The sequence below is a fragment of the Amycolatopsis arida genome, from assembly GCF_900115565.1.
GTDB lineage: Bacteria > Actinomycetota > Actinomycetes > Mycobacteriales > Pseudonocardiaceae > Yuhushiella > Yuhushiella arida.
In genome coordinates this window covers 81,439-98,457 of record NZ_FOWW01000010.1, presented here as the reverse complement: position 1 = coordinate 98,457, position 17,019 = coordinate 81,439, and the positions used below count along the sequence as shown (strand labels likewise).

Here is a 17,019-nt window from a genome sequence, read left to right as displayed (position 1 = left end):
TGCACATCCCCCGAAAGGTCACGTTCCATGTCCCCGAACCCCCGAACCCTCATGCGACCACTGGTCGCGCTGCTCGGCCTCGTGCTGGCACTGGTGCTCGCCGGCTGCGGCGGCTCGGTCGAGCCGACCGCGCAGGACGAGCCGAAGACCCCCGCGACCGACACCTTTCCGGTGACGGTGGAGCACAAGTACGGGGTGACGACGATCGAGGCGGAGCCGACGCGGGTGGTGACGCTGGGGTTGTCGGATCAGGACGCGGTGCTGGCGTTGGGGGTGCGGCCGGTGGGGGCGGTGGACTGGTTCAAGGAGCGGCCGTTCGGGAAGTGGCCGTGGACGAAGGATGTGTGGGGGGATGCTCCGCCGGAGGTGGTGGGGGAGCGTGATGAGTTCAATGTGGAGCGGATCGCGGCGTTGGAGCCGGATCTGATCATCGCGCAGTACTCGGGGATGAAGAAGGAGCAGTACGACACGCTGAGCCAGCTGGCCCCGGTGGTGGCCCAACCCAAGGGCCACGACGACTACGCCGCACCCTGGCAGGACATGGCCAGGCCGATCGGGAGGGCACTGGGCCAGCGGGCCCGGATGGACGAGTTGATCGCCGAGATTGAGCGGCGGTTCGCGCGGGTGCGCGCGGAGCACCCGGAGTTCGCCGAGCGGACCGCGGTGGTGGCGGACAGCTTCGAGCCGGGTGCCTATGTCGCGTTCGCCCGCACCGATCTGAAGGCCCTCCTCCTGACCGAGCTCGGGTTCCGCTTCCCGCCCGCGGTCGACGCGCTGGTGCGGCCCGGCCAGAACGTGGCGGAGTTCTCCGCGGAGCGGCTGGACCTGCTGGACGTGGACCGCCTGGTGTGGCTGAACTCGAGCACCGAGGCCAACGAGCGGATTCGGGCGGAGCCGCTGTACCAGCGCCTGGACGTGGTGCGGGAAGGGCGTGACCTGTTCGTGCCCTACCAGGACCCGGACATCGGCGCGGCGATCTCGTTCAACACGGTGCTGTCCATCCCCTACGCCATCGACCAGCTCGTGCCGATGCTGACCGCGGCACGCTAAGCCGGAGGGCGCAGGAAGCACGATGGAGGGTGTCTCGCCGATGTCCGGTGTGGACGAACAGGGCAGGTTGGCGCTGCCGCTCACCGGCGCGCAGGAGGGAGTCTGGCACGCCCAGCGGCTCGACCCGGACGACCCGGTGTTCAACATCGCGCTGTCCGTCGAGCTGCGCGGGGACGTCGACCTCGACCGCATGGCGAGCGCCGTCCGCCAGGCGGTCGAGGAGGCCGAGTGCCTGCACGTCCGGTTCACCGGCGGGGCGGCGCCCCGGCAGGTGCCGTGCCGGAGCACGGTGCCCGTGCCGGTGCTCGACCTGCGCCACGAGCCCGACCCGGACACCGCGGCGCAGGACTGGATGGCCGCCGAGCGCTCCCGGCCGGTGCCGCTGACCGAAGGCCCGCTGTTCGCCCAGGCGCTGCTGCGGGTGGCCGCCGACCGGGTGCTCTGGTACCAGCGCTACCACCACGCCGTGATCGACGGACACGGCATCCGGCTCCTCGCCCGCAGGGCCGGCGCCCACTACTCCCACACGGCCGAACCCGCACCGGACTGGGCCCTCCGGCGCCTGGTCGAGGCCGACGTCGCCTACCGCGCCTCGGAACGGCACGAGCGGGACGGCGCGTACTGGGCCGACCGGCTGGCCGGCCGGCCCGAGCCCGCCCGGCTGGTTCCGCCCGCCGGCACCTCGGCCCGGACCTTGCGCCGCCGCTCGGTGACCCTGCCGGCCGAGCGGCTGGGCACCGCCGCCCGGCGGGCCGGCACGAACCTGCCCCGGCTGGTGATCTCCGCCGTCGCCACGTACGTGCACCGGCTCACCGGCGCCCGCGACGTGCTGCTCGCGCTGCCGGTCGGCGCCCGTGGCCCGGCGTCGCCGGACAGCGCCGGATCGGATACCGGATCGGATATCGGATCGGGTGCTGGATCCGATCCCGCGGCCCCGCGTGCCGTGCCCGGCATGGTCGCCAACGTCGTCCCGCTGCGCGTCCCGGTCCGTCCCTTCTGGACCGCCGACCAGGTGGTCGGCGCGGTCGCCACCGAGGTCGGCGCGGTCGTCGCGCACGGCCGGTACCGGGGCGAGGAACTGGCCCGGCGGCTGCGCGCGCCCGGTGGGGTCGCGGAGCTGACCGGGCCGACGGTGAACGTGCTGCCCCGGCACGACGACGTGCGCTTCGCCGATCTCGGTGTCGATGTCCGGTACCTGTGGCTCGGCCCGGTGGACGACCTGATGGTGACCGTCTACACCGATCCGCGTGGCGTGCGGATCGAGCTCGACGCCGACGCCGCGGTGTGCACCGACGGCGAGCTGGCCGCGCACGAGCGGCGACTGCTGGCCGTGCTCGCCGACATGGCCGGTCGTCCCGACCGTCCGATCGGGACTATCGATCTGCTCGGCGAAGGGGAGCGCACCCGGCTGGTCGAGGAGCTGGGTGGCGCGCCCCGGCCGGCCCCCGAGCTGACCTGGCCCGCGGCCTTCGCCGAGCAGGTGCGGCACCGGCCGGAGGCGGTGGCCGTGGTCTGCGAGGGCGAGCGGCTCACCTACGCCGAGCTCGACGCGGCCGCCAACCGGCTGGCCCGGCTGCTGGCCGATCGCGGCGTCGGCACGGAGGACGTCGTGGCGGTGGCCCTGCCGCGCTCGGCCGAGCTGGTCGTCGCCCTGCTGGCGGTGTTGAAGGCGGGCGCGGCCTACCTCCCGCTCGACGCCGACCACCCGCACGACCGGCTCGGCTTCATGCTCACCGACGCCGGCGCCCGGATCGTGCTCACCGACGCCGACACGGTGTCCGACCTGCCGGACACCGCCGGGGTGCGCCCGGTGGTGCTCGACGACCCGGCCATCCGCGCCGCGCTGGCCGCGCTGCCGGACACCGACCCCGCGGTGCCGATCACCCTCGCCAACGCCGCCTACGTCATCTACACCTCCGGGTCCACCGGCCGGCCGAAGGGCGTGGTGGTGACCCACGACGGCGTCGGCAGCCTCGTCGCCACCGCCGTCGACCGACTCGGCGTCGGCCCGGACAGCCGGGTGGTGCAGTTCGCCTCGGTCGGCTTCGACGTCGCCGTGTGGGACCTGGTGATGTCGCTGTGCGTGGGCGGCAGGGTCGTCGTCGTGCCCACCGAGCGCAGGGTGGCCGGCCCGGCGCTCACCGGCTACATCGCCGAGCACGCCGCCACGCACATGATCCTGCCGCCGTCGCTGGTCGCGGCGCTGCCACCGGAGTGCACCCTGCCGGAGGGCGCGGTGCTGGTCGTCGGCACCGAGGCCGTGCCGGCCGAGCTGGTCGCCCGCTGGTCCCGCCGGCTGCGGGTGGTCGTCGCCTACGGCCTCACCGAGGCGACGGTGAACTCCACGCTGTGGCTGGCCGAGCCGGGCCGGCCGGGGCCGGTGCCGATCGGCCGGCCGGACCCGAACACCCGGTGTTACGTGCTCGACGCGGCGCTGCGGCCGGTGCCGGTCGGCGTCGAGGGCGAGCTGTACGTCGCCGGTCGCGGGCTGGCGCGCGGCTACCGCGGCCGTCCCGGGTTGACCGCGGAGCGGTTCGTGGCCGACCCGCTGGGGCCTACCGGCAGCGTGATGTACCGGACGGGGGACCGGGTGCGCTGGGCCGCGGACGGGAACCTGGAGTTCCTCGGCCGGGTCGACGCGCAGCTGAAGATCCGCGGCCACCGCGTCGAGCCGGGTGAGGTGGAGAGCGTGCTGATGGCCGCCGAGGGGGTCGCCCAGGCCGCGGTGCTGGCCCGCGAGGACCACCGTGGCGTGCGGCGCCTGGTGGCCTACGTCGTCGGCGACGGGGAGGGTGTCGCGCCGGAGGCCGCGCGGGCACACGCCGCCGCCACCCTGCCGGAGTACCTGGTGCCGTCGGTGGTCGTGGTGCTCGACGGCCCGCTGCCGCTCACCCCGAACGGCAAGCTGGACACCGCCGCGCTGCCCGCGCCGGACTGGACCGGCCTCGCCGGGGACGCGGCGCCGCGCACCCCCGCCGAGCACACCCTCGCCGGGCTGGTCGCCGACGTGCTCGGCCTTCCTTCGGTGGGTGTGCACGACAGCTTCTTCGAGCTCGGCGGCGACAGCATCGTCGCCGTGCGGCTGGTCGCCGCCGCCCGGCGGGCCGGCCTGGCCATCACCCCGCGCCAGGTGTTCCGGCTGCGCACCGTCGCCGCGCTGGCCGCCGCGGCCGAGCCGCTGGCGGCGCCGGACGGGCCGGACGGCGCCGCCGCCCCCGAGCCGTTCGCGCTGGTCGAGCTGACCGACGCGGAGCGCACCGAGCTCACCGCCGCGGTGCCCGGCCTGGCCGACGTGCTCCCGGCGACTCCGCTGCAGGAAGGGCTGTACTTCCATGCCCGCCTCGACGAGGAGGCCGCTGACACCTACGTCGTGCGGCAGTCGCTGGAGCTGGCCGGCGACGTCGACGCCGAGCGGCTACGCGGGGCGTTGCACGCGCTGCTCGACCGGCACCCGCTGCTGCGCGCCGGGTTCCACCAGCGCGCCGGCGGGCGGGTCGTGCAGCTCGTGCCGGCGCGGGCCGCGCTGCCCTGGCGGTACGTCGACCTCACCGGGAAGGCCGAGCCCGACGCCGCGGCCCGGCGGGAGGAGGAGCGGGACCGCGCGGCCGGCTTCGACCTCGGCCGCCCACCGCTGCTGCGGGCCAGCCTGCTGCGCCTCGGCCCGGACCGGCACCGGCTGGTGCTGACCCTGCACCACATCGTCGCCGATGGCTGGTCCATGGCACTGCTGCGCCGGGAGCTGCTCGCCGAGTACGCCGGCACGGCCAGTACCGCCGCCGCGCCGACCAGCGCTGTGCCGACCAGCGCTGTGCCGACCAGCGCTGTGCCGACCAGCGCCGAGGTGAACGGTGCCGCCGCTCGGCGCTACCTGGCCTGGCTCACCCGGCGGGACACGGCGGCCGCGCGGGAGGCGTGGCGCACCGCACTGGCCGGCTTGGCCGGGCCCACGCTGCTGCCCGCGGCCGAGGGGCCGGCCCGGAGCCGGCGCGAGCGGGTGGTGCTGCCCGCCGGGGCCACCGCCGCGCTGGCCGCCACGCTGCGCGCCAGGGGGCTGACCCTCGGCACCGCCGTGCAGGGCGCGTTCGGGCTGCTGCTCGGTCGGCTGCTCGGCACCCGTGACGTCGTGTTCGGCAGCACGGTCTCCGGCCGGCAGGCGCCGGTCGCCGGGGTGGAGTCGCTGGTCGGGTTGCTGATCAACACCGTGCCGGCCCGGCTGCGCTGGCGGCCGGAGCAGCGCGTGGCCGAGCTGCTGGCCGACTTCCAGGACGCGCAGAGCCGGTTGCTGGACCACCAGCACCTGGGCCTTCCGGAGATCCAGCGCGCGGTGGACGGGGGCGGCCGAGAGCTGTTCGACGCGCTGGTCGTGGTGGAGAACCTGCCCGCCGGTGCGCCGGCCGTGCCGGGCGCGCCGCGGATCGTCGGCGAGTCCGTCGACGACGCCGTGCACTACCCGCTGGCGCTCACCGTGCTGCCCGGCGAGCGGCTCGAGCTGAGCCTGGACTACGACGCCAGCCGGGTGGACGGCGCGTGGCTGGCCAACCGGCTGCGCCGGGTGCTCGACGCGCTCGCCGCCGATCCCGACCGTCGGGTCGGCGCGCTCGACCTCGGGCAGGAGGCCGAGCACGGCCCCGTCGCCGGCGACGTGCGCGAGGTGCCGGCCACCACGCTGCCCGCGGAGTTCGCCCGCCAGGTCGTCCGCGCCCCGGACGCCGTCGCGGCGGTGTGCGCCGGCACCACGGTGAGCTACGCCGAGCTGGACCGGCGGGCCGAGGACCTCGCCGGCCGGCTCCGCGCCGCCGGCGCCGGCCCGGAGCGCGTCGTCGCCGTCGCCGTGCCCCGGTCGGTCGAGCTGCTGGTGGCGCTGCTCGGCGTGCTGAAGTCCGGCGCGGCGATCCTGCCGCTCGATCCGGACCACCCGGCGGAGCGGGTGCGGTTCGTGCTCCGCGACTCCGGCGCCCGGCTCGTGGTCGGCACGGAGGCCGGGACCACTCGGTTGCCGGAGGCCGAAGGGGTCGGGCGTCTTGTCCTGGACGCGGATTCCGTCAATGCTGAGGGCGGGGTGTCCGGCCCGGCCGACGGGGCGCCGGCCGGGCCGGACCACCCCGCCTACCTGATGTACACGTCCGGGTCCACCGGCCGGCCCAAGGGCGTCCTGGTCACCCACCGCGCCATCACCGCACAGCTCGCGTGGCTGCGGGACCGGTTCGGGCTCGGCCCAGGCGAGCGCGTGCTGCACCAGTACACCGCCGGCTTCGACCCCGCGCTGCAGGAGATCTTCGGCCCCCTGCTCAGCGGCGGCACCGTGGTGATCGCCGAGCCGGACGGGCACCGCGACCCGGCCTACCTGGCCGAGCTGGTCCGCCGCGAGCGGGTGACCACCGTCGACCTGGTGCCGTCGATGTACGCCGCGCTGCTGGCCGCCGACCTGCCGGACGGGTGGTGGCGCTCGCTGCGCAGGGCGTTCAGCGGTGGCGAGGCGCTGCCCGCCGACCTCGCGGCCCGCTGGTCCGCCCGCACCGGTGTGCCGCTGTACAACGTGTACGGTCCGACCGAGACGGCCGTCCAGGTCACCTGCTGGGAGTACGACGGGCGCGCCGGGGGGCCGCTGCCGATCGGGTCGCCGGTGTGGAACACCCGGCTGTACGTCCTGGACGAGTTCCTCCGCCCGGTGCCGGCGGGCCAGCCCGGCGAGCTCCACGTCGCCGGCATCCAGCTGGCCCGCGGCTACGCCGGCCGGCCGGGGCTCACCGCGGAGCGGTTCGTCGCCGACCCGCTGGGACCGGCCGGCAGCGTCATGTACCGGACCGGCGATCTGGTGCGGTGTGACGGTGCCGGGCTGGTCACCTACCTGGGCCGCGCCGACCACCAGGTGAAGATCCGCGGCAACCGGGTCGAGCTGGGCGAGGTCGAGGTTCGGCTGCGCGAGCAACCCGGGGTGCGGGAGGCGGCCGTGCTGGCCCGGCCGGACGAGCGTGGCACGCCCCGCCTGGTCGGCTACGTGGTGCCCGAGCCCGGCGCCGACCCGCGGCCGGAGAACCTGCGCGCGGCGCTCGCCGCGGCCCTGCCCGACCCCATGGTGCCGGCCGCGGTGGTGCCGCTCGACGCGTTGCCCCGCACCCCGGCCGGCAAGCTCGACCCGCACGCCCTGCCCGAGCCCACCGTGGAGCGGGCCGAGGAGCGGGCGCCGGCCACCGCGGCGGAGCGGCGGCTCTGCGCGGTCGTCGCCGAGGTGCTGCGGCTGGACCGGGTCGGCCCGGACGAGGACTTCTTCGCGCTCGGCGGGGACAGCATCCTGTCCATCGCGGTGGCCACCCGGGCCCGCAAGGCCGGGTTGCGGATCAGCCCGCGGGACGTGTTCGACCACCGCACCCCGGCCGCCCTCGCCTCGGTGCTCGCTGGATCCTCGGTGGCCGGCGGCGAGACCACGACGGCGGGGCCCGGGCCGGACGGGGACGATTCCGACCGCGTCGGGACCGTGCCGTTGCTGCCGATCGTCCACCAGCTGCGCGAGGACGGTGGGTCGATCGGCCGGTTCACCCTGTCAATGCTGGTGCGGACACCGGCCGGCGCCGACCTCGACCGGCTGGCCGCCGTGCTCCGGGCGGTCGTCGACCGGCACGACGCGCTGCGGCTGCGGCTCACCCGCGTCACCGGCACGGTATGGTCGCTGGCCGTCCGGCCGGCCGGCGAGGTGACTGTCGCCGACCTGCTGCGCCGGGTCGACGCCGCCGGGCTGGGCGGCGCGGCGCTGCGGGACCTGGTCGCGGCCGAGTCCGGCACCGTGGCCGGGCAGCTCGACCCCGACACCGGCACGATGCTGCGCGCCGTCTGGTTCGACCGGGGCGCCGAACCGGGCCGGCTGCTGCTGGTCGTGCACCACCTCGCCGTCGACGGGGTGTCCTGGCGCATCCTGTTCGACGACCTCGCCGCCGCGTGGGCCGCCGTTGCCCGCGGCGAGCCGGTGGTGCTCGATCCGGTGCCCACCTCGCTGCGCCGGTTCGCCCGGCTGGCCACCGAGCAGGCGCACGAGCCGCACCGGCTCGCCGAGCTGCCGCACTGGAGCGCCACCCTCGCGCCCGGCGCCGACCTCGTGCCCGGGGTCAACCGGGAGGCCGGGGAGAGCACCGCCGCCGACGCGCGGGAGCACGTCGTGCGGCTGCCCACCACCGACACCGCTCCGCTGCTCACCGCCGTCCCCGCGGTCGCCCGCGCCGACGTCACCGAGGTGCTGCTGGCCGCGCTGCGGCTCGCGGTCACCCGCTGGCGGACCGGCAGTGCCAACGGCGCCAACGGCGCCCACGGCGCCGGTGCCGCCGAGGACGGGGACCTGCTGGTGGACGTGGAGCGGCACGGCAGGGCACAGCTCACCCCGGACGTGGACCTCTCCCGCACCGTCGGCTGGTTCACCAGCCTCCACCCGGTTCGGCTCGCCCCGGGCGACGACCCGCGCGGCACGCTGCGGCGGGTGCGGTCGGCGGTGCGCGCGGCTCCCGACGCGGGCATCGGCTACGGGCTGCTGCGCCACCTCAACCCGCAAACCGCCCCGATCCTCGCCGGCACCGCCGAGGCCCAGGTGTTGTTCCACTACTTCGGCCGGCTCGACGCCGCGCGCGAGGTCGACTGGACGCCGGCGCCCGAGGCCGCCGCGGTGCGCGACGACCCGGACCCCGACCTCGCCCTGCCGTACGTGCTGCAGGTCAACGCGCTGTGCGCGGACACCCCCGCCGGCCCCGAGTTGACCGCCACCTGGACCTGGCCGGACGGGGTGCTGGCCGAGGCGGACGTGGCCGCGCTGGCCGAGCACTGGACGGCCGCGCTGCGCGAGCTGACCGCGGTCGTGCTGGACGGTCCGCCCGGCCCACCCGCGGCGGCCGACCTCGACCTGGTGCGGCTGACCGACGCCGACGTCGAGCGGATCGCCGGCACCAGCCCGGCGCCGGTGGAGGACGTCTGGCCGCTGTCGCCGCTGCAGGAGGGCCTGTACTTCCACGCCAGCTACGACGCCGGCGGCGTGGACGTCTACACGGCCCAGGACACCGTCGACTTCGCCCACCGGCTGGACCTCGACCGGCTGCGCGCCGCGTGCGCCGCGCTGCTGGACCGGCACCCAGGCCTGCGGGCCGGGTTCACCAGCGAGGGCCTGCCCCGGCCGGTGCAGTTCGTCACCGCGCGGCCGGAGGTTCCGGTGCGCGAGGTGGACCTGTCGGAGCTGCCCGAGGCCGAGCGGCGGGACCGGATGGCCCGGCTGCTGGCCGAGGACCGCGCGCGGCGGTTCGACCTGGACCACCCGCCGCTGTTCCGGCTGGTGCTGGTCCGGCTCGGCGAGCACGACCGGCTGGTGCTGAGCCACCACCTGGTGCTGTGGGACGGCTGGTCGCAGGGGATCTTCCTGGCCGAGCTGCTCGCGTTGTACGACGCGGCCGGCGATCCGAGCGGGCTGCCGCCGGCCGGCTCGTACCGCGACTACCTGGCCTGGCTGGCCGAGCAGGACGTCGAAGCGGCGCGCGCGGCGTGGCGGCGGGCGCTGTCCGGGCTGGCCGAGCCGACGCTGGTCGCCCTGGCCGACCCCGGCCGGCCGGTCATCCCTCGGCGGCGACACGCCGAGCTGCCGGCCGAGCTGGGTGAGCGGCTGCGCGCGGTGGCCAGGGCGCACGGGCTGACGCTCAACGCCCTGCTGAGCACGGCATGGGCGCTGGTGCTGTCGGCCACCGTGGGCCGCGGCGACGTCGTGTTCGGCGCCACCGTCGCCGGCCGCCCCGCCGACGTGCCGGGGGCCGCCGGCGCGATCGGGATGTTCCTCAACACGGTGCCGGTGCGGGTGCGGCTCGACCCGGCCGAGTCGGTCGCCGACCTGCTGCGCCGGGTGCAGGCCGAGCGGGCCGCGCTGATGGACGCCGAGTACCTCGGCCTCGGCGAGCTGCAGCGGGAGAGCGGGCACGGCACCCTGTTCGACACGCTGTACGTGCTGCAGAACTTCGCCGACGAGGACGGCTTCGCCGCGCTCACCGAGCGGCACGGCATCACCGATGTCGGCAGTGTCGACGCCACGCACTACCCGCTGACGCTGGTGGTCACCCCGGCGACCCCGATCAGGGTGGCGCTGGACTTCCGCCCCGACCTGGTCGCCGAGGAGTGGGCAGCGAACGTGCTCGCCCGGTTCACCACGGTGCTGGACCGGCTCACGGCCGACGCCGGCGCCCGCGTCGGCGCGCTCGACCTGCTGCTGCCCGCGGAGCGGCGGGCGCTGACCGACCAGTGGGCCGCCGCGGACGAGACCGTGCCGACCGAGACCGTCGTGGACCTGCTGGCCGAGCAGGCCGCCCGCACCCCGGACGCGGTGGCGCTGGTGTTCGGCCCGCGGCGGCTGACCTACGCCGAGCTGGACGCGCGGATCAACCGGATGGCCCGACTGCTGCTGGCCCGCGGTGCCGGGCCGGAGCGGGTGGTGGCGCTGGCGCTGCCGCGGTCGGTGGAGATGGTGGTCGCGCTGTTCGCGGTGCTCCGCACCGGCGCGGCCTACCTGCCGCTGGACCTTGACCACCCGGCCGACCGGCTGCGGATGATGATCGCCGACAGCGCGCCGCTGTGCGTGCTGTCGACCACCGCCGTGGGGCTGGTCGAGGACGCGGTGAACCTGGACGACCCGGCGGTGCGGGCCGAGTTGGCCGCACTGCCCGGCGACGAGATCACCGACACCGAGCGGCCCGCGTTCGCCCGCGACCTGCCGCACCGGCTGGAGTTCCCGGCCTACGTCATCTACACCTCCGGCTCCACCGGCCGGCCCAAGGGCGTGGTCACGCCGTACCGCGGCCTGACCAACATGCAGCTCAACCACCGGGACGAGATCTTCCGGCCGGCGGTGGCGTCGGCCGGCGGGCGCCGGCTGCGGATCGCGCACACCGTGTCGTTCGCCTTCGACATGTCCTGGGAGGAGCTGCTCTGGCTGGTCGAGGGGCACGAGGTGCACGTGTGCGACGAGCAGCTGCGCCGCGACGCGGAGGCGCTGGTGGCCTACTGCGCCGCGCACCGGATCGACGTGGTGAACGTGACCCCGACCTACGCCCAGCTGCTGATCGAGGAGGGGCTGCTCGACGGGCACGTGCCGCCGCTGGTGCTGCTCGGCGGGGAGGCGGTGCCGGACACGCTGTGGCGCCGGCTGGCCGACACCCCGGGCACCTACGGGTACAACCTGTACGGGCCGACGGAGTACACCATCAACGCCCTCGGCGGCTCCACTGAGGACAGTCCTACGCCGACGGTCGGCACGCCGATCCGGGGCACCAGGGCCTACGTGCTGGACGGCCGGCTGCGCCCGGTGCCGCCGGGCTGCCCCGGCGAGCTGTACCTCGCCGGCGTCGGGCTGGCCCGCGGCTACGCCGGCCGGCCGGGGCTGACCGCCGAGCGGTTCGTGGCCGACCCGTTCGGCCCGCCCGGCTCCCGGGCCTACCGCACCGGTGACCTCGTTCGCCAACGGTTGGAATCAGATCCGGACGCGAAGCGTCTCCGCTTGGGTGGCGGGGGGAGACGGGCGGGCGGCAATCTCGACTTCCTCGGCCGCACCGACGACCAGGTGAAGATCCGCGGCCACCGGGTCGAGCTGGGCGAGGTCACCGCGGCGCTGTGCCGGGTGCCCGGCGTGGCGCACGCCGCGGTGGTCGTCGACAGCGGTGCCGGTCTCGCCGGCCCGGGGAAGCGGCTCGTGGGTTACCTGGTGTGCCCCGAGGAGCGGCTGCCGGCGGTGCGGGAGGAGCTCAAGGCCACGCTGCCCGACTACATGGTCCCGGCCGCGCTGGTCGCCGTGGACACGCTGCCACTCACCGTCAACGGCAAGCTCGACGTCGCCGCGCTGCCGAAGCCAGTGGTGGACGCCGGCGCCGGCCGCGCGCCGCGGGACGCCGACGAGGAGGCGCTGTGCCGGCTGTTCGCCGACGTCCTCGGCGTGCCCGAGGTGAGTGTCGACGACAACTTCTTCGACCTCGGCGGCCACTCGCTGCTCGCCACCCGGCTGGTCAGCAGGGCCCGCGCGGCGCTGGGCGCCGAACTGGCGATCCGCGATCTGTTCGAGGCGCCCACGGTCGCCGACCTGGTCGCCAGGGCACGGGCGGCGGCCGGCCCGGCCCGCCCGCCGCTGGTGCCGGCGGAGCGGCCGGCCGCGTTGCCGCTGTCGCACGCGCAGCGCCGGCTGTGGCTGCTGCAGGAGATGGACTCCGCGTCCGCGGCGTACAACTTCCCGCTGGTGCTGCGGCTGCGCGGCACGCTGGACGTGGCGGCGTGGCGGGCCGCGCTCGGCGACGTGCTGGCCCGGCACGAGGCGCTGCGCACCGTGTTCGCCACCTCGGAGGGCGTGCCGGAGCAGCGGGTGGTACCGACCGGGGCGGCCGAGCCGGTGGTGGAGCTGGTCGAGGTGCCGGCCGGCACCGACCTGGCCGAGTTCGTGCGCGCCGTGGCGGCCCGGCCGTTCGACCTGGCGGCCGAGCTGCCGCTGCGGGTGACCGTGGCCAGGGTGGCGCCGGACGACCACGTCGTCGTGCTGCTGCTGCACCACATCACCACCGACGAGTGGTCCGACCGGCCGTTCCTGCGCGACCTGGCCGACGCCTACGCCGCCCGGCTGGCCGGCCGCGCGCCGGAATGGACCCCGCTGCCGGTGCAGTACGCCGACTACGCGCTCTGGCAGCAACGGCTGCTCGGCGACCCGGCCGACCCGGCCAGCCTCGCCGCCCGCCAGCTCGGCTACTGGCGGCGCGCCCTGGCCGGGGTGCCGGAGGAGATCCCGCTGCCGGCCGACCGGTCCCGGCCGGCGCGGCCGAGCTTCCGCGGCGGGGAGGTGGAGCTGGATCTGGATCCGGCCACGTGTGTCCGGCTGCGGCGGTTGGCCCAGGACAGTGGGGCGAGCATGTTCATGGTGCTGCACGCCGCGGTCGCCGCGCTGCTGCACCGGGTGGGCGCCGGCACGGACATCCCGCTCGGCGCGCCGATCGCCGGCCGCACCGACGCCGCGCTGGACGAGCTGGTCGGGTTCTTCGTCAACACCCTCGTGCTGCGCACCGACCTCTCCGGCGACCCGAGCTTCGCCGAGCTGGTGGCCAGGGTGCGGGAGATCGACCTCGCCGCGTTCTCGCACGCCGACGTGCCGTTCGAGGCGGTGGTCGAGGCGCTGAGCCCGGCCCGGTCGCTGGCCCGCAACCCGCTGTTCCAGGTCATGGTCGGCTACCACAGCCGCGGCGCCGACCCGGTCGAGTTGCCCGGGCTGCGGGTCGAGGACGTGCCGTTCGACCCCGGCACCGCGAAGTTCGACCTGGTGTTCAGCTTCACCGAGACGGTGCCGACCGGTCGGGTGAGCTGCCGGCTCGAGTACGCCGCCGACCTGTTCGACGCCGGCACCGTCGCCCGGCTCGGCGCTCGGCTGACCCGGCTGGTCGACGCGGTGGCGGCCGATCCGGAGCGGGCACTGCGCGACGTCGACCTGCTCGCCGACGACGAGCGGCGGCTGGTGCTCGAGGAGCTCACCGCGACCGGGCGGGAGGTGCCCGAGGCGTCGCTGCCGGAGCTGGTCGCCCGGCAGGTCGCGGCGCGACCCGGCGCGGTCGCCGTGGTGGACGGCGCGTCCTCGCTGACCTACGCCGAGCTGGACGCGCGGGCCAACCGGATCGCCCGGCTGCTCGCCGCTCGCGGGATCGGGCCGGAGCGGGTGGTCGGGATCGCCGTGCCCCGCTCGGCTGACATGGTCGCCACCGTGCTGGGCGTGCTCAGGCTGGGCGCGGCGTACCTGCCGTTGGACCTCACCCACCCTGCCGACCGGCTGGCGTACATGATCGAGGACTCGGCGGCGCCGATCGTCGTCGGCACCGAGGCCGTGTCCGGCAAGATCCCGGCCGTGCCCGGGACCACCGTGCTCGCGCTCGACGAGCCCGCGGTCGCCGCCGAGCTGTCCACACTGGACTCCTCGGCGTCGGGGCGCGGGGTGACCGACCTGGCGCAGGCGGCGTACGTGATCTACACGTCCGGGTCCACCGGGCGGCCCAAGGGCGTGGTGGTGCCGCACGACGGGATCGCCAGCCTGGTGGCCACCGCCGAGGACCGGATGGGACTCACCGCGCACGCGCACGTCCTGCAGTTCGCCTCGGTCGGCTTCGACGTGGCGGTGTTCGAGCTGGCGATGGCGCTGTGCGCCGGCGGGCGGCTGGTGCTGATCCCGGAGGAGGCGCGGGTCGCCGGCCCCGCGCTCACCGACTTCCTGCACGAGCAGCGGATCACCCACATGATCCTGCCGCCGTCGCTGGTGTCGGCGCTGCCTTCGGAGTGCGACCTCCCGGCCGGGTCGACGATCCTCGTCGGGACCGAGACCGTGCCGCCGGACCTCATCGACCGCTGGGCGGAGCGGGTCGACCTGATCGCCGCGTACGGGCTGACCGAGGCGACGGTGAACTCCACCCTGTGGGCGGCCGAGCCCGGCTGGCGCGGCCCGGTGCCGATCGGCCGGCCGGACCCGAACACCGTCTGCTACGTGCTCGACGCGGCGCTGCGCCCGGTGCCGCCCGGCGTGGTCGGCGAGCTGTACGTCGGCGGGCGCGGCCTGGCTCGCGGCTACCTCGGCCGGCCGGGGCTGACCGCGGAACGGTTCGTGGCCAACCCGTTCGGGCCGCCCGGCGGTGTCCTGTACCGGACGGGCGACCGGGCCCGGTGGCGGCGGGACCGGCCCGGCGTGCTGGACTTCCTCGGTCGGGTGGACGGGCAGGTGAAGATCCGTGGCTTCCGGGTGGAGCTGGGCGAGATCGAGGCCGCGCTAACCGCGCACCCGGCCGTGGCGCAGGCCGCGGTGGTGCCCGACCGCACCGGCGACATCGTCCGGCTCGCCGGCTACGTCGTGCCCGCCGATACGGCGCCGGTCGACCCGGCGGCGCTGCGCGACCACGTGGCTGGCCTGGTGCCCGACTACATGGTGCCGGCCGCCGTGCTGGTGCTGGACGGCCCGCTGCCGCTCACCCCGAACGGCAAGCTCGACCGCCGGGCGCTGCCCGCGCCCGACTGGGCCGCGTTGGCCGGTGCGGCGCGGCCGACCACGCCCGAGCAGGCCACGCTGGCCCGGCTGTTCGGGGAGATCCTCCAGCTGCCCGAGGTCGGCGTGCACGACGACTTCTTCGCGCTGGGCGGGCACTCGATGGCCGCCATGCGGCTGCTCGGCCGGATCCGCTCGGCGCTCGGGGCGCAGCTGAGCGTGCGGGACGTCTTCGACACCCCGACGGTGGCCGGGCTGGCCACCAAGCTGGCCGCGGCCGGGGTCGCCCGGCCGGCGCTGGTGGCGGGGGAGCGGCCGGACCGGGTGCCGCTGGCCCCGGTGCAGCGTTGGCCGTGGACGCGGCGCCGGTTCGGGTACGACCACGCGCTGGTGCTGCGCTGGCCGGGAGAGCCGGACGCGCCGGCGCTCGCCGCGGCGCTGTCCGATGTGGTCACCCGGCACGAGCCGCTGCGCACCCTGTTCACCGAGCGGGACGGTGCCGCCTGGCAGGAGCCGGGAGAGCCGCCGGCGCTGGCGACCGTACGATGCGCGTCGGCGGAGGAGGTCGAGCGCCGGGTGACCGAGCTGGCCGTGGAACCGGCGGACCCGGACGGGTGCGCCCCGCTGCGGGCCCGGCTGCTCACCGGTGGTGGGGTGGGTGCGCTCGTGCTGTCCGCGCACCACCTGGCCGTGGACGAGTGGTCGGTGGTGCCGTTGCTGCGCGACCTGCGCACCGCCTACGCCGCTCGGCGCGCGGGCGAGGAACCCCGCTGGGACCCGCTCCCGGTGTCCTACGTGGACTACACGCGGTGGGCGGTGGAGCTGCTGGGCGATCCCGCGGACCCGGAGAGCCTCGCCGGCCGGCAGCTGGCGTACTGGCGAGAGGAGCTGCGCGGGGTGCCGGACGCACTGGCCCTGCCGGCCGACCGGCCGCGACCGGCGGCGCCGAGTGGGCGGGGCGGGCTGGTGCGGTTCGACCTCGACGCGGACCTGCACGCGCGGATCGACGCGCTGGCGAGGAGCACGGGGACGAGCCTGTTCATGGTGCTGCAGGCGGCGTTCGCGGCGCTGCTCACGGCGCGCGGGGCCGGGGCGGACCTGCCGATCGGCACGCTGGTGGCGGGGCGGTCCGAGGAGGTGCTGGCCGACCTCGTCGGGTGCTTCGCGAACGTCGTGGTGCTGCGCACCGACACCGGCGGCGACCCGGCGTTCACCGAGCTACTGGCGCGGGTGCGGGAAACCGACCTGCGGGCGCTGGACCGGGCGGACGCGCCGTTCGCCACGGTGGCGACCGAGGCCGGGTTGCCGCACGGGCCGCGGGTGATGGTGGTGCACCACGAGCAGGCCGACCTGGCCGAGCTCGGCGGGGAGGCGGTGTTCGAGTCGGTGCCGACCGGCGTGGTGCCGGCGGAGCTGGCGCTGAGCTGCTACGAGCCGCGCGGTGCCGGCGCGGTGCACTGCGAGCTGCTGTACGCGGCGGAGTTGTTCGACGCCGGGACCGCGCGCCGGCTGGCCGGCGAGCTGCGAGCCGTGCTGGCCGCGGCGGTGGCCGACCCGGCGCGGCGGGTCAGTGACATCACGGGTGAGATCACGAGGAGGATGTGATGACCAATCCGTTCGAGGACCCCGAGGGCCGGTACTACGTGCTGGTCAACGACGAGGAGCAGCACTCGCTGTGGCCGTCGTTCGTGGACGTGCCGGCCGGCTGGCGCGTCGTCTTCGGCGAGGACAGCCGGGAGGCGTGCCTGGCCTACGTCGAGGAGCACTGGACCGACCTCCGCCCGAAGAGCATCCGCTAGCCCCGCGCGCCGGCCCGGTGGCCGGGTTCGTCCGCCCCCGTGCCGACCCTTCGGCGGAGCGCCACCCGGAACAGTCCGTGAATCCAGCCACCAACGGATCTCGCCGGACGTGGATCTCCGAGGAATCGTCCGCGCTGGCGCCGTTGACCTCCAGCACGGTCGAGCGGCGAA

3 protein-coding genes are annotated in these 17,019 nt (G+C 76.0%); all 3 read left to right on the top strand.

Annotation, left to right across the window (positions count from 1 at the left end; all coding sequences use genetic code 11):
* The first annotated feature begins 27 nt into the window (after positions 1-27).
* From BM051_RS23910 to BM051_RS23900, 3 genes are read left to right on the top strand one after another with little or no spacing between them, the layout of a single operon-like run.
* On the top strand, positions 28-1,050 hold the full coding sequence (locus BM051_RS23910; RefSeq protein ID WP_244894513.1) for an iron-siderophore ABC transporter substrate-binding protein: 1,023 nt from the start codon (positions 28-30) through the stop codon (positions 1,048-1,050).
* Between the two features lie 40 nt (positions 1,051-1,090).
* On the top strand, positions 1,091-16,654 hold the full coding sequence (locus BM051_RS23905) for a non-ribosomal peptide synthetase (protein WP_092535120.1): 15,564 nt from the start codon (positions 1,091-1,093) through the stop codon (positions 16,652-16,654).
* Positions 16,654-16,848, top strand: coding sequence for an MbtH family protein (locus tag BM051_RS23900; protein WP_092534771.1), 195 nt, complete (start codon positions 16,654-16,656; stop codon positions 16,846-16,848). Before BM051_RS23905 ends, BM051_RS23900 begins: the two co-directional genes overlap by 1 nt.
* Positions 16,849-17,019 lie beyond the last annotated feature (171 nt).

Excerpts from the sequence above, each read along its gene's own strand:
- BM051_RS23910 (WP_244894513.1), top strand. The coding sequence starts at position 28 with ATGTCCCCGAACCCCCGAACCCTCATGCGACCACTGGTCGCGCTGCTC.
- BM051_RS23905 (WP_092535120.1), top strand. The coding sequence starts at position 1,091 with ATGTCCGGTGTGGACGAACAGGGCAGGTTGGCGCTGCCGCTCACCGGC.
- BM051_RS23900 (WP_092534771.1), top strand. The coding sequence starts at position 16,654 with ATGACCAATCCGTTCGAGGACCCCGAGGGCCGGTACTACGTGCTGGTC.